This window comes from Actinomycetospora sp. (assembly GCF_036497585.1).
In the GTDB taxonomy this organism is placed as follows: Bacteria; Actinomycetota; Actinomycetes; order Mycobacteriales; family Pseudonocardiaceae; genus Actinomycetospora.
The window spans coordinates 32,365-57,424 of record NZ_DASXJD010000227.1 but is presented as its reverse complement, the minus strand read 5'-3'; the positions used below and the strand labels follow the sequence as shown (position 1 = coordinate 57,424).

General features: G+C 75.0%; 22 protein-coding genes. 7 read left to right on the top strand and 15 right to left on the bottom strand.

Annotation, left to right across the window (positions count from 1 at the left end):
* Positions 1 to 6 precede the first annotated feature (6 nt).
* The 7 genes from VGH76_RS24155 to VGH76_RS24125 form a co-directional block, all read right to left on the bottom strand.
* Complete coding sequence (locus VGH76_RS24155; RefSeq protein ID WP_331559295.1) at positions 7 to 573, bottom strand: hypothetical protein; 567 nt, start codon at positions 571 to 573, stop codon at positions 7 to 9.
* 111 nt (positions 574 to 684) lie between these two features.
* Positions 685 to 1,908 (bottom strand): alkaline phosphatase family protein, encoded by a 1,224-nt coding sequence (locus VGH76_RS24150; RefSeq protein WP_331559294.1) that lies wholly within the window; start codon positions 1,906 to 1,908, stop codon positions 685 to 687.
* A gap of 94 nt (positions 1,909 to 2,002) precedes the next feature.
* Positions 2,003 to 2,659, bottom strand: a complete 657-nt coding sequence (locus VGH76_RS24145) for a DedA family protein (protein ID WP_331559293.1) — start codon at positions 2,657 to 2,659, stop codon at positions 2,003 to 2,005.
* A gap of 116 nt (positions 2,660 to 2,775) precedes the next feature.
* On the bottom strand, positions 2,776 to 4,437 hold the full coding sequence (gene mctP, locus VGH76_RS24140; protein ID WP_331559292.1) for a monocarboxylate uptake permease MctP: 1,662 nt from the start codon (positions 4,435 to 4,437) through the stop codon (positions 2,776 to 2,778).
* Positions 4,434 to 4,748, bottom strand: a complete 315-nt coding sequence (locus VGH76_RS24135; RefSeq protein ID WP_331559291.1) for a DUF3311 domain-containing protein — start codon at positions 4,746 to 4,748, stop codon at positions 4,434 to 4,436. The genes mctP and VGH76_RS24135 overlap by 4 nt, the downstream gene beginning before the upstream one ends.
* A gap of 151 nt (positions 4,749 to 4,899) precedes the next feature.
* Positions 4,900 to 6,726, bottom strand: a complete 1,827-nt coding sequence (locus VGH76_RS24130) for a phosphoenolpyruvate carboxykinase (GTP) (RefSeq protein WP_331559290.1) — start codon at positions 6,724 to 6,726, stop codon at positions 4,900 to 4,902.
* Positions 6,727 to 6,947: 221 nt separating this feature from the next.
* A complete protein-coding gene (locus VGH76_RS24125) occupies positions 6,948 to 7,850 on the bottom strand; it encodes an NAD-dependent protein deacetylase (protein WP_414637803.1) in 903 nt (300 codons plus the stop codon).
* 103 nt (positions 7,851 to 7,953) lie between these two features.
* Between VGH76_RS24125 and VGH76_RS24120 the strand changes: the two genes are divergently transcribed.
* Positions 7,954 to 9,522 (top strand): FAD-dependent oxidoreductase, encoded by a 1,569-nt coding sequence (locus tag VGH76_RS24120; RefSeq protein ID WP_331559288.1) that lies wholly within the window; start codon positions 7,954 to 7,956, stop codon positions 9,520 to 9,522.
* Positions 9,523 to 9,530: 8 nt separating this feature from the next.
* On the opposite strand, the gene VGH76_RS24115 is transcribed toward VGH76_RS24120, so the two are convergent.
* The 6 genes from VGH76_RS24115 to VGH76_RS24090 form a co-directional block, all read right to left on the bottom strand.
* A complete protein-coding gene (locus VGH76_RS24115) occupies positions 9,531 to 9,896 on the bottom strand; it encodes a hypothetical protein (RefSeq protein ID WP_331559287.1) in 366 nt (121 codons plus the stop codon).
* A 76-nt stretch (positions 9,897 to 9,972) separates the two neighbouring features.
* Entirely contained in the window at positions 9,973 to 11,412 is a 1,440-nt protein-coding gene (locus VGH76_RS24110) for a metallopeptidase TldD-related protein (protein ID WP_331559319.1), read from the bottom strand.
* Positions 11,413 to 11,417: 5 nt separating this feature from the next.
* Entirely contained in the window at positions 11,418 to 12,989 is a 1,572-nt protein-coding gene (locus VGH76_RS24105; protein WP_331559286.1) for a TldD/PmbA family protein, read from the bottom strand.
* 50 nt (positions 12,990 to 13,039) lie between these two features.
* Complete coding sequence (locus VGH76_RS24100) at positions 13,040 to 13,429, bottom strand: DUF6802 family protein (protein ID WP_331559285.1); 390 nt, start codon at positions 13,427 to 13,429, stop codon at positions 13,040 to 13,042.
* 77 nt (positions 13,430 to 13,506) lie between these two features.
* Positions 13,507 to 14,397: a hypothetical protein gene (locus tag VGH76_RS24095; RefSeq protein WP_331559284.1), complete on the bottom strand. Its 891-nt coding sequence runs from the start codon at positions 14,395 to 14,397 to the stop codon at positions 13,507 to 13,509.
* Between the two features lie 720 nt (positions 14,398 to 15,117).
* The gene (locus tag VGH76_RS24090; RefSeq protein ID WP_331559283.1) at positions 15,118 to 16,611 is read right to left on the bottom strand and encodes a dynamin family protein; all 1,494 of its coding nucleotides are present in this window, start codon (positions 16,609 to 16,611) and stop codon (positions 15,118 to 15,120) included.
* 212 nt (positions 16,612 to 16,823) lie between these two features.
* Between VGH76_RS24090 and VGH76_RS24085 the strand changes: the two genes are divergently transcribed.
* The 6 genes from VGH76_RS24085 (at position 16,824) to VGH76_RS24060 (ending at position 22,599) form a co-directional block, all read left to right on the top strand.
* Positions 16,824 to 17,255, top strand: coding sequence for a hypothetical protein (locus VGH76_RS24085; RefSeq protein WP_331559282.1), 432 nt, complete (start codon positions 16,824 to 16,826; stop codon positions 17,253 to 17,255).
* A gap of 150 nt (positions 17,256 to 17,405) precedes the next feature.
* The gene (gene trmB, locus VGH76_RS24080; protein ID WP_331559318.1) at positions 17,406 to 18,104 is read left to right on the top strand and encodes a tRNA (guanosine(46)-N7)-methyltransferase TrmB; all 699 of its coding nucleotides are present in this window, start codon (positions 17,406 to 17,408) and stop codon (positions 18,102 to 18,104) included.
* A gap of 44 nt (positions 18,105 to 18,148) precedes the next feature.
* Entirely contained in the window at positions 18,149 to 18,859 is a 711-nt protein-coding gene (locus VGH76_RS24075) for an NYN domain-containing protein (protein ID WP_331559281.1), read from the top strand.
* Between the two features lie 149 nt (positions 18,860 to 19,008).
* Positions 19,009 to 19,284, top strand: a complete 276-nt coding sequence (locus VGH76_RS24070) for a hypothetical protein (RefSeq protein WP_331559280.1) — start codon at positions 19,009 to 19,011, stop codon at positions 19,282 to 19,284.
* A 58-nt stretch (positions 19,285 to 19,342) separates the two neighbouring features.
* A complete protein-coding gene (locus tag VGH76_RS24065) occupies positions 19,343 to 20,659 on the top strand; it encodes an amidohydrolase family protein (protein WP_331559279.1) in 1,317 nt (438 codons plus the stop codon).
* A gap of 59 nt (positions 20,660 to 20,718) precedes the next feature.
* Positions 20,719 to 22,599: a propionyl-CoA synthetase gene (locus tag VGH76_RS24060; protein WP_331559278.1), complete on the top strand. Its 1,881-nt coding sequence runs from the start codon at positions 20,719 to 20,721 to the stop codon at positions 22,597 to 22,599.
* A 70-nt stretch (positions 22,600 to 22,669) separates the two neighbouring features.
* Here VGH76_RS24060 and VGH76_RS24055 read toward each other — a convergent pair whose 3' ends face one another.
* Together VGH76_RS24055 and VGH76_RS24050 are read right to left on the bottom strand one after the other, a co-directional pair.
* Positions 22,670 to 23,596, bottom strand: a complete 927-nt coding sequence (locus tag VGH76_RS24055; RefSeq protein ID WP_331559277.1) for a transglycosylase SLT domain-containing protein — start codon at positions 23,594 to 23,596, stop codon at positions 22,670 to 22,672.
* A 453-nt stretch (positions 23,597 to 24,049) separates the two neighbouring features.
* Positions 24,050 to 24,985 carry an alpha/beta hydrolase gene (locus tag VGH76_RS24050; RefSeq protein ID WP_331559276.1) on the bottom strand — a complete coding sequence of 312 codons (936 nt, stop codon included), beginning with the start codon at positions 24,983 to 24,985 and terminating at the stop codon, positions 24,050 to 24,052.
* Between the last annotated feature and the right edge of the window lie 75 nt (positions 24,986 to 25,060).

Here is a 25,060-nt window from a genome sequence, read left to right as displayed (position 1 = left end):
ACCCGCTCAGCGCGTGAGCGGTGCCGCGACGTCGGGGTCGGGCGTCGGCTCCGGCGCGTCCTCGTCGTCGTCGTCGCGCCCCCACCCGCAGTAAGGGCACCACGGCTCGATGCGGCGGTGCACGACGGTCAGCGCCATCGTCGCCAGCGGCAGGACGAGGACGAGGTCGCCCCACCCGGGCCGGATGAGCAGGCCCGCCGTGACACCGATCGCCGCGACGACGACCAGCACGACGACGCCCGCCGTCGTCGTCGCGGAGTGGAACAGCCGTAGCCAGGGCTTGCGGTTCTGGACGGCGCGGGCGGGGTCGGCCGGGCTCTCGGCGATGCAGCGCAGGCAGAGCCGGTCGTCGTGGGCGAGGGTGAACAGCTGCACGACGATGAAGACGACCACGGCGACGAGCGAGACGACGCTGCTCTCGCGCTCGCCGGCGAAGCCGGCCCCGATCGCCACGGCGATGAGCGGCCCGCCCAGCAGCAGCGGGTGGTGGGCGATGGCGGAGCGGGCGCGGACGAGGCGGGAGGGCCCCTCCGCGTCCGGCGTGGGCGGGACCCGGTGGTCGTGCCTGCTCATGCACACCCCCTCCTCGCGGCGGACCGCGAGACGTCGTGAAGGAAGCGTATGGCGCTGCCGGGCCGGATGCGACCGGCCGGGCCGGATCCGTCCCCTCGGCGCAGCGAGCGGTCAGCCGCGGGCCACCAGCAACGGCACGAGCTGCTCGGCAGACGTCAGCGACCCGTGGTGCCCGACGAGCGCCGTCTCGCGCGGCTCGATGCGCGACCGGACCAGCGTCCACTGCCCCCGGGCCGCGGCCACGACCTCGCCGATCCGTCCGCGGGCCACGTCGGAGACCGTCGGGCCGAACCAGCCGGCGTCGATGGCCTCGTCGCGGGCCAGCACCCACGCCCGGTCCCCGAGCTCGCCGCGCCAGGTGTCCAGGACGTCGCCGGCCGCGCCCGGTGCCGCGTGGACGTGCCGGACGCGGGTCTCGCCGGCCAGCCGGCGCACCCCGGAGAGCAGCGCCGGGGTGGTGTCGAGGTCCACGTGCCAGCCCCGGTCGGTCGCGACCATGCCGTGGTCGGCCACCACGAGCAGCACCGCGCCGGGGCGCAGGCACTCCGCGATCGCGGCGACGAGCCGGTCGACGATCTGCAGCTGCATCCGCCACGGCAGGCTGCCGGGCCCGTGCTGGTGGCCGATCATGTCGAGGTCGCCGTGGTAGGCGTAGCAGAGCGCGCGCTCCTCGTGCTCCACCGCGAGGCCATGCAGCAGTTCCGCGGCGAGGTCGCCGAGGGCCGAGACGCCGAGGAAGCGCCCGCCCCGCAGCGCCGCGCGGGTCAGCCCCGAGCGCCGCTGGACCTCGGGCGCCACCCGGGTGACCGCGACCCCCGCGTGCAGGGCGCGCTGCAGCACGGTCGGCTGCGGCTGCACCTGCTCGGGCGGGAGGTCGGCGAGCAGGTCGACCGGGTCGGCGGCGCCGTGGGCGCACCAGCGCAGCGTGTTGAGCACGACGTCGGCCTCGGCGGTCGGGTCCGCCGGCGGCGGCACGGCCATCGAGTAGCCCTCGATGCCGTGCCGGCCCGGGGTGAGGCCGGTGCCGAGCGAGGTGATGCTGACCGCGGTCGTGGCGGGGAAGCACGAGGTCAGCCGCCGCGAGTGCGGGGAGGTGGCGAGCTCGGTGAGGGCGGGCGCGTCGTGCGGGTGCGCCGCGAGCAGTTCGGCGCCGAGCCCGTCGACGAGCAGCACCCCCGCCGCGGTGACGTCCCCGCGGTGGCGGGCGACGCCGAGGGTGTCGGTGAACCCCTCGACGTCGAGCGCCGCCGCGGTGGAGGGCAACACCTCGGCGAGGGTGCCGTGGCCGTAAGCCGGGAGGAACGGCTCGTCAGCCGTGATCCGGCGCTCGATCATGGCGGGAGATCGTAGGGCGCCCGACGTCGGGACGACCCCCCGAAGCGCGGGGTGCCACCCGTGTCCCGACGACGAGGGCACCCCGGACCCCTTCTCAACGCTCCGAGGCGTTCTCCGTGGGCTCCGGCGCGGGGTCCCCGGGCGGCTCGCGGCGGCGCCGACGCCGCAGCTCGCGGACGGCGACCACCGCGGCGACCAGGACGACGACCGGGATCGGTCCCCACGCGAGGTAGCGCGCGACCTGGTGCAGGCTCGCCGCGAAGACGTAACCGAGCACCACGCAGGTGCCGCCCCAGACGATGCCCCCGACGGCGTTCCAGGGGAGGAAGGTGCGCAGGTAGGGCATGCGGGCCATACCGGCGAGGCCGGGGACCAGCGCGCGGAGCAGCGCGGTCCCGCGACCCAGGAGCACGGCCTTCCCGCCGTGACGGTGGAGGAACTCCTCGCCCGCCTCCCAGCGCTGGGGGCCGACGAGGCGTCCGAGCCGCGACCCCTGCAGCCGGGGACCGACCGCGCGCCCGACCTCGTAGCCCACGGAGTCACCCGCGATCGCGCACACGATCGCGACCACGATCATCGGGACGAGGGAGATGACGCCCTCGTGGGCCGCGAACCCCGCCACGAGCAGCGCCGTCTCCCCGGGCAGCACGACGCCGACCATGATCGCCGCCTCGGCGAAGGCGAGCCCGCCCGCGATCACGTACAGCCAGCCGCCGACGCTCTCGCCGATTGCGCGCAGGAAGTCGAGCACGCGGTCCATGGTGCCCGCTGCGGGTGCCGCGCGGACGAGGACCGTGGCACCCCCGGCCCCCGGCGCGACGACGTGGCCACGGAGCCGACGCGGTCCCCGACGCGCCGGTGGCCTGCTCACACGCTGGGGACGGTCTCCGGCGTGGTCGACTCGGGGACCTCGGTCGCGTGGTAGTCGTCGCCGCGGGTCGCGTCGCTCCCCTCGTCGACCCCGGTCGCCCGCAGCACGAGCGTGCCGACGACGGCGACGACGAGGTTGAGGATCAGCGCCACGAAGCCGACGTAGATCTGCACCTTGGACCCCTGCCACGGCGCCCAGCCGAAGAACGACAACTTGTCCAGCGCGAGCGCCGAACCGCCGAAGTGCTGCTTGCCGTTGGCCGGATTGGGGATCAGGAAGAGCAGGTACATCCCCCACGCCATGCCCGCGGCCCAGCCCGCGACCAGGGCCCAGCGGTGGAACCAGCGGGTGTAGAGACCGATCGCCACCGCCGGCAGCGTCATCAGGATGATCACGCCGCCGATGAGCTGGAGATCGATGGCGAACTGCGGGTCGACGGCGACGATGAACAGCACGGCGCCGACCTTGACCACCAGCGAGGCGTACTTCGCCTGCCGGGCCTCGTCGCGTGGGGTGGCGCCGGGGCGCAGGTACTCCTTGTAGACGTTGCGGGTCCAGAGGTTCGCCGCGGCGATCGACATGATCGCCGCGGGCACGAGCGCGCCGATGCCGATGGCGGCGAAGGCGATGCCCGCGAACCAGGACGGGAACTGGCTGCCGAACAGGACCGGGACGATCGTGTTGGAGTCCGCGCGTCCGGTGGAGCCGTTGACGAGCGGCTTCACCCCGGCGGCGATGGCCACGTAGCCGAGCAGCGCGATCAGGGCCAGCAGGAACGAGTACGCCGGCAGGGCGGCCATGTTGCGGCGGATCGTGCCGCGGCTCTTGCTGGAGAGCACGCCGGTCACCGAGTGCGGGTAGAGGAACAGCGCCAGCGCGCTGCCGAGCGCGAGCGTGGCGTACTGCAGCTGGTTGTTCGCGGTCAGCAGGATCGAGCCCGACGGTTGCCCGGTGGTGGGCGACGGCTGGGAGAGCTTCGCCTGGCTCGCGCTGAAGATCGGGCCCCAGCCGCCGAGCTTGAGCGGCAGGTAGATGATCGCGACGATGATGACGATGTAGATCAGCAGGTCCTTGACCACCGCGATCAGGGCCGGTGCGCGCAGGCCCGACTGGTAGGTGTAGGCCGCGAGCACGACGAAGGCCACGAACAGGGGCGCGTGCCCCCAGAACCCGCTCCCGTTGAGGCCGATCGTGCGCAGCACCGCCTCGAGCCCGGCGAGCTGCAGGGCGATGTAGGGCATCGTCGCGACGATCCCGGTGAGCGCGATGAGCAGCGCCAGCAGCGGGGAGCCGAAGCGGGCGCGCACGAAGTCGGCCGGGGTCACGTAGCCGTGCACGCGCGAGACCGACCACAGGCGCAGCAGCGGCAGCAGGACCAGCGGGAACGCGATGATCGTATAGGGCACCGCGAAGTACCCCAGCGCTCCGGAGGAGAAGAGCAGCGCGGGGACCGCGACGAAGGTGTAAGCGGTGTAGAGGTCCCCGCCCAGCAGGAACCAGGTGACCCACGAGCCGAACCTCCGCCCGCCCAGGCCCCACTCGTCGAGGTGCTCGAGATCCGTGGCGCGGCGCCACCGGCTGGCCGTGAAGCCCATGACCGCGACGGCCACGAAGAGCACCACGAAGATGACGAGCTCGACGATCTGGGAGGAGCTCATCGCCGGCCCTCCTCATCGGTGTGGCGGGTGAGCAGGTGGACCGCGAGCGTGCAGAGGACACCGACGGGGATGATCGCGAGCTGGAACCAGTAGAAGAACGGCATCCCGCCCAGCGTGGGGTTCTGCTGGTTGAACAGGAACGGCAGGATCGTGACCAGCGGGACGAGCACCAGGAGGTTCACCCAGCGGAAGCGGACATCGGTCCAGCCGGTCGACGGGTGCGACCCCGCGCCGCGGCCGGCCTCGGGCGCCCGCGACGTCTCCTCCGATGGCCTCGAGGGCTCCCCGGGTGGCGGGGTTGACGCCGTCATCGCCTACCTCCTCGTCATCGAGCGGTCACGCAGAGCCGCGTCATGCTAGTCCTCTGTCACACGGACGTGAAGTGATCGACGGCCGACGAACGCGAACGGCCCGTCCGTCACCTTCCGAAGGTGACGGACGGGCCGTCCGGGGGCTCTGCGGTCAGGCGCCCAGGCGCTGCTTGAGTGCCTCGAGCTCGTCACGCATCGACGTCGGCAGGCCGTCGCCGATCTTGTCGAACCACTCCTCGATCAGCGGGAGCTCCTCGAGCCACTCGTCGCGGTCGAACCGCAGCGACGCCTCGATGTCCTCGAGCGGCTCGGACAGCCCCTCGACGTCGATCTGGTCCGCGGCCGGGACGTGGCCGATCGGCGTCTCCGTGGCGGCCGCGTGGCCCTCGAGCCGCTCGATGATCCACTTGAGGACGCGGCTGTTCTCGCCGAACCCGGGCCACAGGAAGCGGTTGTCCTCGCCGCGGCGGAACCAGTTGACGTAGAAGATCTTCGGCAGCTGGGTGGCGTCGGCGCTCTTGCCCACGTTCACCCAGTGCTGGAAGTAGTCGCCGACGTTGTAGCCCAGGAAGGGCAGCATCGCCATCGGGTCGCGGCGGACCTGGCCCTTGCCGCCCTTGGCCGCGGCCGTCATCTCGCTGGACATCGTGGCGCCCATGAAGGTGCCGTGCTGCCAGTCGAAGGACTCGGTGACCAGCGGCACCGTCGTCTTGCGGCGGCCGCCGAAGAGGATCGCCGAGATCGGCACGCCCTGCGGGTCGTCCCACTCGGGCGCGACGACGGGGCACTGCGAGATCGGCACGGTGTAGCGCGAGTTCGGGTGCGCGGCCGGCTTGGCCGAGGCGGGCGTCCAGTCGTCCCCGGTCCACGAGGTGAGGTGCTCGGGGTCGCCCTCCAGGCCCTCCCACCAGACGTCGCCGTCGTCGGTCAGCGCCACGTTGGTGAACAGGGCGTTGCCGTGCTCGATGGTGCGCATCGCGTTCGGGTTGGTCTTCCAGTTGGTGCCGGGGGCCACCCCGAAGAACCCGAACTCCGGGTTCACCGCGTAGAGCCGGCCGTCGTCACCGAACCGCATCCAGGCGATGTCGTCGCCGACCGTCTCGGCGCGCCAGCCCGGGATGGTGGGCTGCAGCATCGCGAGGTTGGTCTTGCCGCAGGCCGACGGGAACGCCGCCGCGACGTAGTACGCCTTGTCCTCCGGGCTGATCAGCTTGAGGATCAGCATGTGCTCGGCGAGCCAGCCCTCGTCGCGCGCCATCACCGAGGCGATGCGCAGCGAGTAGCACTTCTTGCCCAGCAGGGCGTTGCCGCCGTAGCCGGAGCCGAAGCTCCAGATCTCCCGGGTGTCGGGGAAGTGGCTGATGTACTTGGTCTCGTTGCACGGCCACGCGACGTCGGCCTGGCCGGGCTCGAGCGGCGCGCCGATCGAGTGCAGCGCGGGCACCCACTCGGAGTCGCCGGCCTCGAGGCGCTCGTACACCGCGGGGCCCATGCGGGTCATGATGTGCATCGAGGTGACGACGTAGGCGCTGTCGGAGATCTCGACGCCCAGCTTCGGGTGCTCCGCGTTCGTCGGGCCCATGCAGAACGGGATGACGAACATCGTCCGACCACGCATGCAGCCCCGGTAGAGCTCCGACATCGTGGCCTTCATCTCGGCCGGGTCCATCCAGTTGTTGGTGGGCCCCGCGTCCTTCTCCCGGACCGAACAGATGAAGGTGCGCTCCTCGACGCGGGCGACGTCGTCGGGGTCGGACGCGGCGTGGAACGAGTTCGGCTTCTTCGCGGGGTCGAGACGTGTGAACGTCCCGGCCTCCACCAGCTCATCGGTGAGGCGCGTCCACTCCTCCGGCGAGCCGTCGCACCACACCACCCGGTCCGGAGTGGTGAGCTCGGCGACCTGAGTGACCCAGTCCAGGACCTCCTGGCGCTGCAGCGGCGGGTTGTCGAGCCCAGGGATGGTCGGTGCGGCCGTCATGCGTCGTGTCACTCTCCGATCGTCTCGCCGGTCTCCGAGCGACGACCGTCCGGTCGCCAGGTGACGGGGGCACGCCGCGTCGGCGGACCGAACACGGGTGACGGTCTGCTGCACCACGCCGTGAGGCCCCGTCGGGAGTACTCCGACGTTAACGACAGATGTTGCCGACGGAACCGCTCGACGGTGTCGAAGGCACCACTTCCACGATCAAGCTGAACGATTCAGGCCCGGAGCGCGCTGACCAGCGCCGGAAGGGCCTCACCCAGGGGAGACGCGAGCCGCAGGGAGGCCAGGTCGTCGCCCCGGCTGGGCCCCGCAGTGATGATCGTTACGGGCGTGCCCGCCCGGTGCGCGGCGCGGGCGAACCGCAGGCCGGACATCACCGCGAGGGAGGAGCCGAGCACGAGCAGCGCGCGGGCTCGCGCGACCCGCTCGAAGCACGCGGTGACCCGCGGGCGCGGGACGGACTCGCCGAAGAACACCACGTCCGGCTTGAGCGGGCCCTCGCCGCAGGTCGGGCACGCGACCATCGTGAACCGCTCGACGACCTCGGCGGGGAGCTCGGCGTCGCCGTCGGGGTTGACCTGGGTCGAGCGCAGCGCGGCCACGTCGGTGTCGAAGGCCCGGTTCACCGCGGCCAGCCGCTCCTGGACCTCGGTGCGGTCGTGGGTCGCGGCGCACCCGAGGCACACCACCCGGGCGAGGGCGCCGTGGAGCTCGACGACGTCGCGGGCGCCCGCGGCCTGGTGCAGCCCGTCGACGTTCTGGGTGATGACGTCGGTGACCAGGCCGGTGCGCTGCAGCGCGGCCACGGCGGCGTGGGCGTCGTTGGGCCGGGCCCGCGCGATCTGCGGCCAGCCGACGTGGCTGCGGGCCCAGTAGCGGTGCCGGGCGTCGGGGTCGGAGACGAAGGAGGCGTAGGTCATCGGGGCGTGCCGCCGGGCCGCGCCCGACGGGCCGCGGTAGTCCGGGATGCCGGAGTCGGTGGAGATGCCGGCCCCGGAGAGCACGCACACCCCACCGGAGCCCACGAGGGTCGCGACGTCGCCGAGGTCGCCTCGGCGGGGGACCTCGGCCTCCCAGGCGGCCTGGGTGACGGTCCCGGGCGCGCCGGGGTAGCGCATCACCACTCGTCCCACGGTTCCATGGTGCCCGTGGGCCGGACCCGCGTGCTCCTTGCGGAAGAGCCGTCGTTTGTCCCGCTCACCCCGGTGGCACCACCAGCCCATGCCCGCCACCACACCGCAGCTCCCGGCCCGCCACCGTTCGGCGTGGCTGGACCGCGCCGGGTCCGCCGCCAGCCACCCCGAGCTGCTCGGTGAGCTGCGGGTCGACGTCGCCGTCGTCGGCGCCGGGATCACCGGCCTGACGACGGCGGTCGCGCTGCACCGCGCGGGCCTGTCGGTGGCGGTCCTCGAGGCGCGCCACCTCGGCGCCGTCGCTTCGGGCAACACCACCGCGAAGATCTCCATGCTGCAGGGCACCCGCGCGGCCACCCTGGCCCGCAAGCACCCGCGCGAGACCGTCGAGGCGTACTTCGCGGCGCACCGCGCCGGGTTCGACTGGATCGCCGAGCGGGCCGCGGGCGTCGACTGCGGCTACGAGCGCGCCCCCGCGGCGACCTTCTCGACGGCAGGTCGTTCGGGCTCGGCCGCCGAGCTGGTGCGGGAGGAGGCCGAGGCGCTGCGCGCGGCCGGCCTCCCCGCGACCCTCGACACCGACCTCGGCCTGCCCTTCGGCGTCTCCGAGGCGGTCACCCTCGCCGACCAGGCGCAGTTCGACCCGGTGCCCTACCTGCACGACCTCGCCCGCGAGCTCGTCGACGGCGGCGCCGCGGTCTTCGAGGGCACCCGGGTGCTGGGGGTCTCGCTGTCCGCCTCGCTCGGCGCGTCGCCGCGGCTGCGGACCCCGCGCGGCATCGTCCACGCCGACCGGGTGGTCCTCGCCACCGGCCTGCCCGTGCTCGACCGCGGCCTCTACTTCGCGCGCGTCGAGCCCGCCCGCTCCTACGCCCAAGCCGTCCGGGTGCACGACGAGGACACCCTGCCGGAGGGCATGTACCTCTCCGCGGACTCCCCGACGGTCTCGATCCGCACCGCGGTCCTCGACGGCGAGCGGCGCCTGCTCACCGGCGGCTTCGGCCACCGCGTCGGCACGAGCGCCCCCATGTCGCACCAGGAGCACGAGCTCGCGGCGTGGTCCGCGGCCCGCTGGCCGGTCGCGGAGATCACCCACCGTTGGTCCGCCCAGGACTACGAGCCCGAGGACGGGCTGCCGTTCGTCGGACCGATGCCGCTGCAGCCGCGGGTGCTCGTCGCCACCGGCTTCGCGAAGTGGGGCATGACCGGCGGCACCGCGGCCGGGCTCGCCCTCGCCGACCACGTGCTCGACCGCGACAACGCGTGGGCGCCGACGTGGGCGGCCGACCGGGTGCCCCGGCTCAACTCGGTGCCCTCGCTGGCGAGCTTCAACGGCCAGGTCGTCCGGTACATGGCCACCGGGTGGGCCAGCCCGGACCTACCGTCGCGCCGCCCGCTCGCCGAGGGCGAGGGCCGGGTGGAGACGACGGCCCGCGGCAAGGTGGGGCGCTGCCGCGTCGGCGGCGTCGAGCACGAGGTCGGCGCGGTCTGCCCGCACCTCGGCGGCATCCTCGAGTGGAACGACGCCGCGGCGAGCTGGGACTGCCCGCTGCACGGCTCCCGCTTCGCCCCGGACGGCGACGTGCTCGAAGGGCCGGTCACCGAGGGCCTCGGCACGCCCCCCGGGCTGAGGCGGGTCGTGGCGCCGCGCGGCTGACCGCCGCGTCAGGCGAGCCCGGAGCGCGGCCGCGTGAGCAGGCGCAGGAGTCCCACGACCACCCCGCCGGCGATCAGCCACACCAGCGCCGGCAGCCCGTAGGACACGACGACCTGCACGGTCGGGTTCGCGAGCACGAACAGGTCGCCCAGACCCAGGGTCAGCGAGTCCGCGAGCCCGGCGATCGCCCGGGCCACCGCGTTCGCGGGGTTCGCCCCGAGGACGACCAGCACGATGTGCACGACGAGCACGGCGACGATGAGGCCGATCACCAGGCGGGCGAGCACACCGAGGACGCCGAGGACCCCGCGGACGAGGCCCCCGGCCCGCTGCCCCACCGTGGGGTGGAGGGAAGGACGCCCGAGATCTGCCATACCGACGACGGTCCACGCTCCGTGGCGCCGAATCGGCCTCGCCCCGGTCACGGTTCGATCGAGGGGCCGGGGCCGCTCAGCTCGCCTGCGACACCGACGACATGTTGAAGTCCGGGATTCGCAGCGGCGGCATCGCCGCGAGCGTGAACCAGTCCTTCCACTCGCGCGGCAGCGTGCGCTGCGTGGCCCCGGCCTCGGTGGCGCGGCGCACGAGGTCGAGCGGGGACTCGTTGAACCGGAAGTTGTTCACCTCGGCGGTGACCTCGCCGTCCTCGACGAGGTAGACACCGTCGCGGGTCAGCCCGGTCAGCAGCATCGTCTCGGGGTCGACCTCGCGCATGTACCAGAGGCATGTCAGGAGCAGCCCGCGCCCGGTGGACGCGACCATGTCCTCGAGCGTCGCGCCCGACCCGCCGGTGAGCAGCAGGTTCTCCGACGGCGGGGCGAAGCGGGCGCCGTCGTCGGCGAACTCCGCCGCCGCGGCGCGCGGGTAGGCGAGCTCGCCGACCCGACCCTCGCGCAGCCACTCCACCCGCCGGGTCGTCGCGCCGTTGTCGAATACCGACACCTCATCGCCGGAGCTCGTCGTCGCGAGCACCGGTTCGTAGGCCAGGCCGGGGAAGCCGGGTGCATCCGGGTCCCCGGCGAGGGTGAGCGGCAGCGTCGTGAGCTGTTCGCCGACCCGGGTGCCGCCGGCGCGGGAGAGCGCGCTGCGGCCCTCCTGGGCGGGCCGCCCGCCCATCGACCAGGCCAGGTAGATCATGAAGTCGCTCACCGCCGACGGTGGCAGGATCGTCTCGTAGCGGCCCGGCTCGGCCGCGACCCGCCGCCGCCCCCACACCAACCGGCCGCGCAGGTCGGTGAGCAGGCCGGGCAGGTCGACGTCGGTGAAGTCCCGGGAGCTCCGACCGCTCCACACCGACGAGCCCGTGGCCGGGTCCTTGAGGTTGATCTCCACCGCGCCGCCCGGGCTCTCCCAGCGCCGCCGGACCCCGGCCGTCGTCCCGAGCCAGGTGGTGATCACGTGGTGGTCGGCGAACCCCGCGGAGCGGTCGGTCCCGAAGGACCCGCCCAGCGCCGCCGCGAGCGTGGTGAACACCGCCGCCGAGGTCTCGCCGGCCCCCGCGTCGAACGTGGTGTCCGCGGGGCCGGCGGGCGATGGGAGCTCGGCGGCGTCACGGGCCGGACCGGAGCGCTCGGCGGCGACGACGGCCTCCCGGACCGCCGCAGTGAGGGCGGCGTCGGCGGCGCCGTGGTCGTCGGACGGGCCCAGCAGCCGGTCGGGCGCCGAGAGGCGCACGACGCCGGCCCCGGTGCCGCCGGTGGGGAGCGGGAGGAGCAGGACGATCCCGACGGTGCGGTCGGTGGTCGCGCCGTTGGTGGTCATCGTGGAGTTCGCCCAGCGCAGCACCGCCTCGGACGTCTCGCGTACCAGCACGGCGGCTCCGGCGTCGGGACGCACCCGGCGCGCAATCTCCAGGGTCCGCTCGACGAGGGCCCCCGGGCTCGTCGTCATCGTGGTCACCGGCCCGCCTCCTCGGCCGTGTTGAGCACGCTGATTCCGCGGAAGAGGGCGCTCGGGCAGCCGTGGCTCACCGGCGCCACCTGCCCGGGCTGGGCCTTGCCGCAGGTGAAGGCGCCGCCGAGTCGCCACGTCGACGGCCCGCCGACCGCCTCCAGCGCGCCCCAGAAGTCGGTCGTCGTGGCCTGGTAGGCGACGTCGCGGACCTGTCCGGCGAGCTCGCCGCCGGAGATCCGGTAGAAGCGCTGGCCGGTGAACTGGAAGTTGTAGCGCTGCATGTCGATCGACCAGGACCGGTCCCCGACCACGTAGATCCCGTCCTCCACCCGCGAGATCAGCTCCGCGGTGCTGGTGTCGGCGGCGCGGTCGGGGGAGAGCGACACGTTGGCCATCCGCTGCAGCGGCACGTGGCCCGCCGAGTCGGCGTAGGCGCAGCCGTTGGACCGGGGCAGGCCCAGGCGCGGCGCGAAGGACCGGTCGACCTGGTACCCGACGAGCACGCCGTCGCGGATCAGGTCGAAGGGGCCGGTCTCGGCGGTGGCGACGCCGTCGTCGTCGTAGGCGACGCTGGCCAGGCCGTGCGGCTCCGTGCGGTCCCCGGTGACGTGCAGGACCTTGCTGCCGTAGCGCAGCGTGCCGAGCTGGTCGGGCGTGGCGAAGCTGGTGCCGGCGTAGTTGGCCTCGTAGCCGATCGCGCGGTCGTACTCCGTGGCGTGGCCGATCGACTCGTGGATGACCAGCCAGAGGTTGGTCGGGTCGATCACGAGGTCGGTCGGGCCCGCCGTGACCGTGGGCGCCGCGAGCTTCTCGGCGAGCAGGCCCGGGAGCTCGGCGAGCTCGGCTCCCCAGTCCCACCCGGTGCCGGTGAGGTACTCCCAGCCACGTCCGGCCGGGGGGGCGACCGAGCGCAGCGACTCGAAGCCGCCGCCCGCGCGGTCGACCGCGGTGATGGTGATCCCCGGGTCGACGCGCACCCGCTGCTGGGTGGTGACGGTGCCCGCGAGGTCGGCGTAGAAGACCTGCTCCTTGACCTGCAGGCACGTCGCCTCGACGTGGTCGACCCCCGGGGCGGCGAGCAGCGCGGCCGACCGGTCGGTGAGCAGGCCGATCCGCTCGCCCGGGTCGACCTCGAAGGGGTCGAGGACGTGGGGCGAGACCCACGTGACGTCGGCATGGACGGGCTCGGCCGCGAGGTTGACCGACTCCCGGGCCACCGGCGCGAGGGTGGCGGCGACGTCGAGGGCGCGGCGGGCGGTGGCGGCGGCGCTCCCGGCGGTGAGGTCGACGTGGGCGGCGAACCCCCACACCCCGTGGCGGAGCACCCGGACGGCGAGCCCGACCTCGTCGGTGTCGGAGGAGGACACCACGCGGGCGTCGCGCAGCTCGAGCGCGGCGCTGCGGATCCGGTGCACCCGGACGTCGGCGTGCTCGGCGCCCCCGATGCGCGCAGTCTCGAGCGCGGCGGCCGCCAGCTCGCGCAGGGGCAGGGCGAGGAAGTCCGCGTCGACCTCGCGTGACGGGCCGGTGCGACCGCCCTCGGGGCGGCCCGCGCGCACCCTCTCGATCGGCACGGCCGGACCGTACCCGAGAGCCCCGACAGCGTCCGGCCGCCGAGCGAGGGCTACCCGCGGGTCCACGCGCCCGTGCGCGGGTCCACCCACGACGGCGGGGGCGGCGGCGCGTCCCACGGGGGCTCCAGCTGCTCCTCCGCCTCCCCGGCCCGCGCGGTGACGACGGCGTCCGGGCCGATGCGGGTGACCGCGTCCGCCCGGCCGTCGTGGTCGAGGTCGGTGGCGAGGACGAGCTCGTCGGAGACCTCGGCGACCGTCGTGTCGGTGACGCCGTCGGCGTCGGAGTCGACGGTCGGGCCGCCGAGGACCGGCGCGCCGGGCACCAGTTCGTCGGTGAACATCGCGGTCCTCGCGAGGGATTGGCCAGGCGGCGCGGGGTCGGGGACGGCGACGTCGGGGTGGTCCGGCATTGGCAGGTCCGGGGCGGCGAACTCGGGCACGTCCGGGACGCTAGGCGGCTCCTGTCGGCCGTGGGTGCGGTTTCGGGGATCCGCCCACCCGCTCCCGGCGAACCGACCTACGTCCGGTCCCGGGCCAGGGCGAGGCGGGCCAGCACCGCCTCGCCGCGCGCGGCGACCCGGTGGGCGTGCTCGGCCCGGGCCGCCTCCCGGGCGCGGACGTCGGCCTCGCGGCGGACCTGCTCGCCCGTCCCGCGCAGCGCGGCGTCCACCTCGGCCGCCCGCCGGTCCAATGCGCGGTCGAGCGCGAGCGTGATCTCCCGGTCCGCGGCGATGAGCGCCTCGCCGAGCACCCGCTCGAGGTCCCCGCGCGCCTGGGCCAGCGCCTCGGACAGCCAGGCGCGGGCGTGCGCACGCTCCGCCGCCCGCCGCCGCGAGCGCGCGAGCCAGCCGGCCGCCCCGAGCCCGATGCCCACCGACACCGGCACGAGGGTGGCCCCGACGACCGGCGCGACCGGCACCGCGAGCAGCGGCAGCAGGGCCAGCCGGGAGAGCCCGAGCCCGCCGGAGGCGCCGGCCACGACCAGCAGCCGGTCGGGCCGGCGCGGGCTCGGCACCGGGAGGTCCGGGCGCACCTGCGGTGGCGGGATCCGCAGCGCGGCGAGCTCCTCGGGCGGCAGCAGGGACCCGAGGGTCCCGACGACGAGGCCCCGCAGCCGCTCCCCGAGCCCGGCGACCACCGCCTCGGCCTCCGCCGCGACGTCGGCCGCGACGGTCCCGGGGAGGTCCGCGAGCTCGGCCCGGGCGGCGCCCTCGAGGCGGTCGCGGTGGCGGACCCCGAGGGCGCGCAGCCGCCGGGCGAGGTCGTCGACGACGGCGAGGCGGACCGCCGCCAGCTCCGAGCGCCACCGCACGTGGTGCTCGCGGCGCCAGGAGGAGCGGGCGGCAGCGAGGGCGGCACGCCGGGCACGGAGCCCGTCGACGGTCGGGCCCGCCGCGGGAACCGGCACCGCCGGCCGTCACGCCCGCCCGCAACGCGTTCGCCTCGTCGAGCATCCGGCGCCGCCGCGCGAGGAGGGCCTGCAGGTGGCGTTGCAGCGGGGCGATCCCGGCCCGGCGGCGCAGTGGCTCGCCGTCGGTGCCGGTGCCGCGGGCCCGGGCGGCCAGCACCGGCGACACCGGGAACCACGCCGCGTCCGCGAAGCGCGGCACCCGCTCCGCGACGAGCTCGCGGTCCGCCCCGAGCACGGTCCGCCAGCCGCGGTGGGCCTCGGTGCCGACCAGAGCGAACACCGCCGACTCCACCTGCCCGGCCGCGGCCGCGAGCGCGTCCAGCTCGGCCGCGTCCATCGGCGACCCGGCCCCGACCACCACGAGGAGCGCCGACGCGTCCGGGCCCGGGTCCCAGCCGCCGTCGCGCGGGCGGGGCGGCACGGTCAGCGCGAGCTCGTCGAGCAACGGCACGTCGACGAGCAGCAGCCCCGGAGCCGGCGGGCCGGCGCCGATCCGTGTCACTGCCGGCCCGACGCCGTCGGGCGGGAGGTCGACCAGCGCCGCGGCGACGGCCCGCCTGCCCCGCCCGGGGGCGCCGACCAGCGCGGCGACCGGCGGCCCCACGCCGGGTCCGGATGGGCGCACGGGGACCCCCGCCGCGGTGAGCGCCCGCTCGACCTCGCGCCGCGCGTCCGCCACCTCGGCGGGCAGCGACTCCGCGGCCGCGACGGGCCCGCTCACGTCGTCAGCTCCCCCCACACCCGGGCCCAGCCGCGGTGGACGAGCCCGGCGACGTCGGCGCGCGCGGGCGGGCTGCCCCAGGTCGCGTCGGACCGGCAGGCCGCGGCACGACGGGCGGCGTGCCCGCCGACCTCGCCCGCCCCCGCCGCGGCACCGAGCCCGACCCGCCCGGCGAGGGCCGTGAGCCGCGCCCGGTCCGGGTCGGCGAGCCGGGCGCCGGCGAGGAGGTCGAGGTCCGCGGCCAGGTCCTCGGGGAGCTCGACGGCGCCGCTGCGGGCGCGGTCGGCCGCCTCGACGACGGCGAGCTCGAGGTGCAGCGGGCGGGCCCGCAGGTCCTCGAGCAGGTCGGTGAGCCGCGTGAGGTCGCGCGTCCCGGCGCCCGGCGTCCGGCCCGCCCGGCGGTCCGCGCGCACCGCCGCCCGCTCGGCCCCGAGCAGCTCGGCCACGCGTCGCTCGCCCGCGGCCGCGGCCAGCAGGTCGGCGCGCGCGCGGACCTCGGTGCGCAGCCGCGCGACGACCGCGTCGAGACCGGACGCGGCGAGCAGGCCGGCACACAGGTCGCCGACACCGGCGTCCGGGCGCTCGCGCAGCATCCCGACCGCGAGCGCGATTCCCCGCCGATCGAGCAGGTCGAGCAGGCGTGCCCGGACGGCGGCGGGGACACCGAGGTCGGCGTGGGTGAACAGCTCGGGGTCGGCGAGCGCGTCGTCCACCCCCGCCGCGTCGGCGCCGGCGAGCGCGGCCAGGGCGTGCCGATCCTCGGCCCGCAGGGCACCCGTCGTCGCGGTCTCCGCCAGCAGGCCGACGACGGGGGTCACCTCGCCCAGCCGCGCCCCGAGCCGGCGTCCGAGGGTCGCGGCCACCGTCTCGGCGTCCGCGGCCGAGCCGACGGTGTCCGCCCGGCCCAGGACCGCGACGATCCCCGCCGGGCCGTGCCGCGCCGGCCCGGCGAGCTGCTCCACCTCGTCCGGGCGCGCCGAGGCCGGCAGCACGACCAGCGCGGCCACGGCGTCGTCGGCGGGGCTGCGGCCCCCGACGGGCGGCCGTCGCCGCGCGGAGCCGGTGCCCGGGGTGTCGACCACCGTGAGCCCGTCCAGGGCGTCGCTGGTGAGCGTGACGAGCAGGTGGTCGACGTCGGCCGGGTCGACCCCGAGCCGGTCCCCGACGGCGGCCGGCACCCGCCCGCCGTCGGCCAGCGGCAGCGGGCGCCGGGCACCGTCGGCGAGGACGACGTCGAGGCGGTCCACCGGCCCCCGCACGTAGCGCGCGACGAGCCGGGTGCACTCGCCGGCGCCGGTGGGCGCGACACGGCGTCCGACCAGGGCGTTGACCAGCGTCGACTTCCCCGAGGACACCGGGCCGGTGACGACGAGGGCCGGTGTCGCCCCGGCGCGGGCCGCCGCCGCGTCCAGGGCATCGGCGGTGGGGAGCGCGACGCCGGGCGCGACCTCGCGGCAGGCCCGCGCGGTGTCCTGCGCCCAGTGGCCCACCCCGCCACCTCCCTCGTCGTCGGCGTCGTGCGGCAGCGTAGGGAGCGGATCCGGGCCGCAGGGCCCGTTCCGGGGAACCCGTGACCACCCCACACGCCGCACCCGTCACCGGCGTCACGTGGGCTACGGGGTTTCGCCCGATCACCGATCCGGGGATGCTGGATACCGCCGGGACGTCACCGGCGTTCACGGGACCGCAGAAGGGGCCGAGTGTGACCACGCCGGACACGGGCACGTACCTGCTCATCGTGGTGATCGGGCTCATCGTCACGGTGATCGTCGGACGCATCCTCATGCGGACCGGTCTGGGCTTCCTGCGCGACGTCTTCGGGGATCAGGACGTCGCGCAGTCGATCACGCGGCTGCTCGGGGTCGGCTTCCACCTGGTCGCGCTGGGCTTCCTGGCGCTGATCTCCACGTGGCAGCCGTTCACGGTGCAGGGCACCGTCCAGCTCGTCGTCACCCGCGTCGGGGGCATCCTGCTGTTCCTCGGGGTCCTGCACGTCATCACGCTGATCGTCCTCACGCGCGTGCGGAACAACGCCCGGGCCCGCCAGGTGGCCGCGTCGCTGCGCGGCGGCGGCCGGCGACCCCCGCCGGAGGGTCGCGACCAGACGAAGGTCATCGAGTCGGGGTCCGGCTGACCGCCGGCCGCCGCCTCCCCGACGCCGCCGTGTGAGGATCGGGCGGTGGGTCAGGAGCACACGGGACCGGTCGCCGTCGCGGCCGGGATCGAGGAACGCGCGACGGCGGCGCGGCGAGGCATCGTCAGCTTCGCCGACCGCGGCGGGCGGATGACACCGGGGCAGCAACGGGCCTGGGACCGGTCGTGGGAACACCTCGGCGCGGATCTCGCCGACCTCGCGCCGGGCGGGCGCCGCGCGAACCTGCTCGAGGCCGACGGCCGGCTCGACCCGGCGGCGTGGTTCGGGCGCGACGCGGGCCTGCGCGTGGAGATCGGGTCCGGCATGGGGGAGACGACGGCGGCACTCGCCGCCGCCGAACCGGAGGTCGACCACGTCGCGGTCGAGGTCTACCCGCCGGGGCTCGGGCAGCTGCTGATGCGCATCGAGGCCGCGGGGCTGGAGAACGTGCGCCTGCTGCGCGGCGACGCCGTGGTCGTCCTGCGCGACCGCATCGCGCCCGGCTCGCTCGACGGCCTGCGCGTCTACTACCCCGACCCCTGGCCGAAGCGCCGGCACCACAAGCGCCGCCTCGTCCAGCCCGAGACGGTGGCGCTCATGGCCTCGCGGCTGCGCCCCGGGGCGACGCTGCACCTCGCCACCGACGTCGCCGACTACGCCGAGTGGATGCTCGAGGTCACCGACGCCGAGCCGATGCTCGAGAACCCGCACGGCGGCTTCGCGCCCCGACCCGCCTGGCGACCGCGGACGAAGTTCGAGACCCGCGCCGAGGCCGGTGGACGCCCGAGCCGCGACCTCCTCCTCGTGCGCCGTGCCGGCGGCCCCGCGACCACGGACGGGGGCTCGTGATCGCGAGGCGCACCCGTCACCGCCGGGCGGTTAGAGTCGGCCCCGTGGCGCCCTCCCCCTCGCCGTCCCCGGCCGACCTCGCGCACGCCGCGACGCCGCCGGACACCCTGGCCGGGGGGTCGACCGACGTCGCCGACGTCCCCGTCGTCGAGCCCACGGGCCCGCCGCGCACGCTGCTGGTCTGGGACGCGCCGAACATGGACATGAGCCTCGGCTCGCTGCTCGGGACGCGCCCGACCTCGGCCTTCCGGCCGCGGTTCGACGCCGTCGGTCGGTGGCTGCTCGGGCTGGCCGGGCCGGCGGGCGTCGCCGAGGCGACGGTGTTCACCAACGTCGTGCCCGGCTCCACCGAGATCGTGCGCCCGTGGGTCGAGGCGCTGCGCAACGTCGGGTTCGCGGTCTTCGCGAAGCCGAAGTCGACGGACGACTCCGACGTCGACGAGGACATGCTCGCCCACATCGAGAGCCGGCAGGCCGAGGGCACGCTGACCCACGTCGTCGTCGCCTCCGGGGACGGGCGGGCCTTCAAGGAGCCGCTCGAGGAGCTCGTCGAGCAGGGCGTCCGGGTGACCGTCATCGGGTTCCGGGAGTACGCGGCGTTCGCGGTGGCCTCGGACGTCGTCGCGTTCCTCGACCTCGAGGAGATCGAGGGCGTGTTCCGCGAGCCGCTCCCCCGGGTCAGCCTCGACACGCTGCCTCCCGGTGGTGCCTGGCTTCAGCCGCTCCGGTCGCTGCGCTCGCTGCTGGACCGGTAGGACCCTTCCGAGCGAAGGGCACCTTCGGTCGACTAGATCGGCCGTGGGCGCCCCTCGCCGGAACGCCGCACACTGCACGGCGTGGACGCGCCGGAGCACGGGGGACCTCGTCGACCGAGCGCGCCCGCCCCACGCCCGCCGACGCCCTCGTGCCCGCCCCCGTCGCCCGCTGGACCCGCGCGACCACGAGCCCGCGCCTGCTCGTGCTCTTCGTGATCGACTCCTTCGCCCACGGCGAGCACGTGACGATCCGTCGACGCCGTCGCGGCGCCGCCGGCCCCGTCGCCGAGTTCGCGATCACCTACGCCGTGCGTCCCGACGGCCCGGCCGCACCCGCCTCGTCGCGACCGTCGTGCTCGACGGGACCCGCGGCGTCGTCGGGACCCTGCTCCGGTACGCCCTCGCGTGGGGTGACCTCGTCATGATGCGCCGACAGCTGACCCGTCTGGCCGCCCTCGCCACCGACTCACCAGACTGGGACCCATGAGCGCCCGGCGACTCCACGCCCCGATCGTCCTCACCTGTGCGCAGGGCGCGGGGATCCGGCGCGACGCCGTCGTGGACGTCGACGACGCCGGTCGCATCACCCACGTCGGCCCCCGCGCCGACGCCCCCGCCACCGACGTCCCGACGACGACGCTGTCCGGCCTGCTCATGCCCGGCCTGGTCAACACCCACGCGCACACCCCGCTGGCGCTGCTGCGCGGGATGGGCGGCGACCTGCCGCTGATGCGCTGGCTCACCGAGGTCGTCTGGCCCGCCGAGGCCCGCCTCGAGGCGCCCGACGTGCGCGCCGGGATGCTCGCCGGCGGCCTGGAGATGCTGCGCCACGGCGTCACCACCTCGACCGAGATGTACTTCTGGGCCGACACCGTCGTCGACGCCGTGCTCGAGCTCGGCTCCCGCGTCGTCATGACCCCCGGGATCATCACCGCCCCCGGGATGGACCGGCTGGGCACCTGGGAGCAGATGCGTGACGCGATCTCGGCCTGGATCGACGCCGACGGGCTGCGGTTCGGGCCCGGCGAGCGCGTCGAGCTCGGGTACGGCGCCCACTCGGCGTACACCCTCAGCGCCGATGCGGTCGCGACGACGGCGGCCGCGGCCCGTGAGCGCGACGCGCTGCTGCACATCCACGTCGCGGAGGCGCAGGGTGAGGACGACGAGGTCCGCGCCGTCTACGGCTCGGTGCCCGCGATGCTCGAGACGACCGGGAGCCTCGACGGGCGGGTCCTCGCCGCGCACGCGATCCAGCTCTCCGACCAGGACCTGGAGATCTTCGCCCGGCACGACGTCGCCGTCGCCCACTGCCCGGGCTCGAACGCGAAGCTCGCGGCCGGTGTCGCGCGGGTCGCCGAGATGCTCACCGCGGGTCTACGGGTGGGTCTGGGTACCGACTCGCCGGCCTCGAACGACGACCTCGACCTGTGGGAGGAGCAGCGGCTCGCGTCGCTCTTCGCCCGCCAGCGCGGGGCGGACGCCACCGCGCTGACCGCCGCCGACGTGCTGCACCTGGCCACCGCGGGCGGCGCCGAGGCCCTCGGCCGCGACGACCTGGGCCGGCTGCGGCCGGGTGCCTGGGGCGACGTCGTCCACGTGGACCTCGACGACCCGGCGTTCGTCGATCCCGACGACGACGCCCAGCTCGTCTCCAACCTGGTGTGGTCGGCGGGTGCCCGGGCGGTGCGCGACGTGTGGGTGGCGGGCGAGCCGGTGCTGGCCGACCGCGCCCCGACCCGGGTGGACCCGGGGGAGATCCTGGCCGCCGCCCGGACCTCGGGGCGCCGCATCAAGGGTTGATCGACGACGTCCGTCCGGACGGGTGCGCCACGTCACCCGTCGTGGCAGCCTCGTCGTCCATGAGCGGCGAGTACCGGCAGGCCTACCAGCGGAGCATGACGGACCCCGACGGGTTCTGGCGCGAGGCCGCGTCCCTCATCGACTGGTACACCGAGCCCGAGACGATCATGGACGCCTCGGCACTGCCCTTCTCGCGCTGGTTCGCCGGCGGCGAGCTGAACACCTGCCACAACGCGCTCGACCGCCACGTCGACGCCGGCCGGGGCGACCAGGTGGCCCTGATCCACGACTCGCCGGTGACCGACAGCCGGCAGAAGTACACGTACTCAGAACTGCGCGACCTCGTCGCGCGCTTCGCCGGGGTGCTGCGCTCGGTCGGTGTCGGCAAGGGCGACCGGGTGATCATCTACATGCCGATGGTCCCCGAGGCGGCGATCGCGATGCTCGCGTGCGCGCGGCTCGGCGCGATCCACAGCGTCGTGTTCGGCGGGTTCGCGGCGCGCGAGCTGGCGGTGCGTATCGACGACGCCACACCGTCGGCGATCGTGTCCGCCTCCTGCGGCATCGAGGGCAAGCGGGTCATCGAGTACAAGCCGCTGCTCGACAAGGCGATCGAGCTCGCCGAGCACGACCCCGGGCGCTCGATCGTCCTGCAGCGTCCCCAGGCGCAGGCGGCGATGACCGACCGCGACGTCGACTGGGCGCAGGCCATGCAGACCGCCGAGCCCACCGAGTGCGTCTCCGTCGCCGCGACCGACCCGCTCTACGTCCTCTACACCTCGGGCACCACCGGCAAGCCCAAGGGCGTGCAGCGCGACAACGGCGGGCACGCGGTGGCGCTGCGCTGGTCGATGGAGGCCATCTACGACGTCGGGCCGGGCGAGGTCATGTTCACCGCGTCCGACGTCGGATGGGTCGTCGGCCACTCCTACATCGTCTACGCGCCGCTGCTCACCGGGGCGACGACGGTGCTCTACGAGGGCAAGCCCGTCGGGACCCCCGACGCCGGCGCCTTCTGGCGGGTGATCCAGGACCACGGGGTGAAGGCGCTGTTCACGGCGCCCACCGCGTTCCGCGGCATCAAGAAGGAGGACCCGGACGCGGTCCTGCTGGCCGACTACGACATCTCCTCGCTGCAGACCCTCTTCCTCGCCGGGGAGCGCCTCGACCCGGAGACGTGGACCTGGGCCTCCGAGAAGCTCGGCGTCCCGGTGGTCGACCACTGGTGGCAGACCGAGACCGGCTGGCCGATCGCGGCGAACCTCCGAGGGCTCGAGCCGATGGAGCTCAAGGCCGGCTCGCCCTCGGTGCCGGTGCCGGGCTACCAGGTGGAGATCCTCGACGTCGATGGGTCCAAGCTCCCCGCCGGCGACGAGGGGGCCATCGTCATCAAGCTCCCGATGCCGCCGGGCTGCCTGCAGACCCTGTGGAACGACGACGAGCGGTTCCGCGAGTCCTACATGTCGCGCTACGAGGGCTACTACCTCACCGGCGACGGCGGCTACCTCGACGAGGACGGCTACGTCTTCGTCATGGGCCGCACCGACGACGTCATCAACGTCGCCGGCCACCGGCTCTCCACCGGGTCGATGGAGGAGGTCCTCGCCGGGCACCAGGACGTGGCCGAGTGCGCGGTCATCGGGGTGGCGGACTCGATGAAGGGCCAGGTGCCGCGCGGGTTCGTCGTGCTCAAGGCGGGCGTCACCCGCGGCGAGGACGAGATCGGGCCGGAGCTCGTGGCGCTCGTGCGCGACGAGGTGGGCGCGGTGGCCTCGTTCAAGGACGTCTCCGTGGTGCCGGCGCTGCCAAAGACCCGCTCGGGGAAGGTGCTGCGCAAGACGATGCGCCAGATCGCCGACGGGCAGGACGCGATGGTCCCCTCCACGATCGACGACGCGACGGTGCTCGACACGCTGCGGCCGATGCTGCAGAAGGGGTAGGTGCGCTGCGCGCAGGTGAGCACTTTCCGGGGTTATAGCCCCGGAAAGTGCTCACAAGGCCGAAGGCCACCTACGAGGCGCGACCCAGCCCGTCGTCGGGGAGCTTCGCCCCGCCGTAGCCCATGTAGCTGCCCGAGGAGTTCGTGAGCCCGCCGTTCTCCACGGCGCTGATCCCGTGGTTGGCGATCATGGTGCGCACGCCCGCGGTGATGTTGGCGACCGGGTCGAAGATGCCCTTGTCGGCCAGCGACGGGAGCACCGAGTTGCGGAACGTCGTGTCGATGAGCTGCATGAGGCCCTTCGACGGCGTGCCGGCGGCGGCGTTCGTGTCCCACCCGTTGACGGCGTCGGCGTTGCCCGTCGACTCCCGCATGATGATCTGCTTGACGCCGGGGGCGAGCTTCTGCGGCAGCCCCATCAGGCCGAGGGCCTTGGCGATCTGGCCGTTGAGCGTGCTGTCGTTGCCCGCGGAGTAGGGGCGGCCGAACTCCAGGGGCCCGTTCTCGCGCGCGATCGACATCGCCTTGCTGATGTCGTCGACGCCGGACGCGGCCGGCTTCGCGGCCGCCGCGAGCTCGTCGGACGACATCGCGACGGTGGAGACGTCGCTGATCGCGTGTCCGCCCGACGACGCCGACGGCGCCGACGGCGCGGAGGCGGCCGACCCGGCGGCGCCGTGCTGCGCCGCCAGCGACATCTGCGCCGCTGAGAGCTGCGTGGTGGCGGACTCGGCGTCGGCACTGTGCGAGTTGTCCATCATCTGCACGGCCGGGACGACGGCGCCGGCGGCCACGGCCGCGACGAGGATCTTGCCCGAGGTGGCCGGGGAGAGGGAGCGCGGCGCCGACCGGGGCGCGGCCGGACGGGGGTCGTGGACGGTGACGCGGGACGGCATCGCGCGGGTGGGCGCGGGCGCGGCGAACGCGGGCGTGTAGCCGTAGGCAGGGCGGGTAGCCCAGGAGCCAGGGGTTCCGGCCGGGATGCCGTGTCGCGCCACGTGGTCGCCCTTCGCCGCAGGGGGATCGCATCGACGCGGCCGCTGGGGAGCGTGACAACCGGCGGGATGTCGTGACCTCGTCGTGATCTGGACCGCTGGAACATAGCGGGGTCCTGCTCGGCGGCGACGGCGAGGGCCCGCGTCCGACACGTTTCCCGACGACGTGGTCGGACCCGCCGTGTTCGGCGGCGAGGTCGGGCGGCGAGAGGGCGCCGCCCGGCGCATCGATCGGCCGGGAACCCCCCGTTCCGGGGCGGTGAACGGTCAGGGCTCCTGCGCGTCCGGCCGGTGGGCGGGGTCGATGGCGGACCAGTCACACGTCCCGACCTCTCGGCGACCCGAAGAGGCGACTCGTCGTGGTCGGCGCGTCCGGGTGTGTCACGCACGGCATCCGGACGATCCGCCTCAGCTACGGCTCAGGTCGACGGGCCCGATGGCGGGAGGTGGCCGCGATCAGCCGGTCGCGGCGAGGAGCTCGGCCAGGGCCGCCAGCGCCCGGTCACCCTCCGCCCGCGCGGCGGCCGAGGCCGCCGCCAGTCCGAAGTAGCCGTGCACGAGGCCCTCGCCGTGCAGTACGCGGACCGGCACGCCCGCGGCGCTCATCGCGGCGGCGTGCGCGAGGCCCTCGTCGCGCAGCGGGTCGAACTCGGCCGTGGCGACCACCGCCGGCGCCAGCCCGTCGAGCTCGCCCAGGCGCGCGGCCTCCCCGAGGTTCACCGACGGGTCGAGCCGCGCGTGCTCGTCGGGCACGTAGCGCTCCCAGAACCAGCGCATGTCCTCAGCGGTGAGGAACGGGCCGTCGGCGTTCTCGACCACGCTGGGGTGCGACATCGTCGGGTCGACGCCCGGGTAGAGGAGCAGCTGCGCGTCGAGCTGCGGGCCCCAGTCGCGGGCGAGCAGGGCGGCCCCGGCGGCGACCCCGGCGCCGGCGCTGTCCCCTCCGACCACCAGGCGCCCGCCGACGTGCCCCGACGCCCAGCGCAGGGTGGCGTGGGCATCCTGCAGCGCCGCGGGGTGGGGGTGCTCGGGTGCGAGCCGGTAGTCCGCCGACACCACGGTGGCCCCGAGGGTGGTGCAGACGCGGCGGGCGGCGGCGTCGCCGGTGTCGAGGTCGCCGACCACCCAGCCCCCGCCGTGCAGCCAGACCACCGTGACGTCGCGGGGTGCGTCGGGCGTGTACACGCGGACCACCACGTCGGCGTCGGGGCCCGTGACCACGTCGTCGTGCACCGCGGCGACCGGCTCCTGGCCCGCGCCCCGCCGGATGAGCGCGAGGTCGCGGTAGTTCCGCCGCGCCTCCTCGACCTCGGGGCGGGTGATCGGCAGCCACCCGTCGGCGGTGAGGCGCTCGATGGCCGCGGCGAGCTCGGGGTCCAGGACGCTGGTCACATCGGGAGAGCCTGGCACCGACCTCCGCGATCCGCTCCCTGGTCGATCACGCGCAGGAGCGGGCACCCCGGGGAC

What these genes read in the sequence shown, in the direction of transcription:
- VGH76_RS24060 (WP_331559278.1), top strand. Translation starts at nt 20,719, where the DNA reads ATGAGCGGCGAGTACCGGCAGGCCTACCAGCGGAGCATGACGGACCCC.
- VGH76_RS24150 (WP_331559294.1), bottom strand. Translation starts at nt 1,908, where the DNA reads ATGATCGAGCGCCGGATCACGGCTGACGAGCCGTTCCTCCCGGCTTAC.
- VGH76_RS24130 (WP_331559290.1), bottom strand. Translation starts at nt 6,726, where the DNA reads ATGACGGCCGCACCGACCATCCCTGGGCTCGACAACCCGCCGCTGCAG.
- VGH76_RS24065 (WP_331559279.1), top strand. Translation starts at nt 19,343, where the DNA reads ATGAGCGCCCGGCGACTCCACGCCCCGATCGTCCTCACCTGTGCGCAG.
- mctP (WP_331559292.1), bottom strand. Translation starts at nt 4,437, where the DNA reads ATGAGCTCCTCCCAGATCGTCGAGCTCGTCATCTTCGTGGTGCTCTTC.
- trmB (WP_331559318.1), top strand. Translation starts at nt 17,406, where the DNA reads ATGACACCGGGGCAGCAACGGGCCTGGGACCGGTCGTGGGAACACCTC.
- VGH76_RS24135 (WP_331559291.1), bottom strand. Translation starts at nt 4,748, where the DNA reads ATGACGGCGTCAACCCCGCCACCCGGGGAGCCCTCGAGGCCATCGGAG.
- VGH76_RS24125 (WP_414637803.1), bottom strand. Translation starts at nt 7,850, where the DNA reads ATGCGCTACCCCGGCGCGCCCGGGACCGTCACCCAGGCCGCCTGGGAG.
- VGH76_RS24115 (WP_331559287.1), bottom strand. Translation starts at nt 9,896, where the DNA reads ATGGCAGATCTCGGGCGTCCTTCCCTCCACCCCACGGTGGGGCAGCGG.
- VGH76_RS24155 (WP_331559295.1), bottom strand. Translation starts at nt 573, where the DNA reads ATGAGCAGGCACGACCACCGGGTCCCGCCCACGCCGGACGCGGAGGGG.
- VGH76_RS24110 (WP_331559319.1), bottom strand. Translation starts at nt 11,412, where the DNA reads ATGACGACGAGCCCGGGGGCCCTCGTCGAGCGGACCCTGGAGATTGCG.
- VGH76_RS24120 (WP_331559288.1), top strand. Translation starts at nt 7,954, where the DNA reads ATGCCCGCCACCACACCGCAGCTCCCGGCCCGCCACCGTTCGGCGTGG.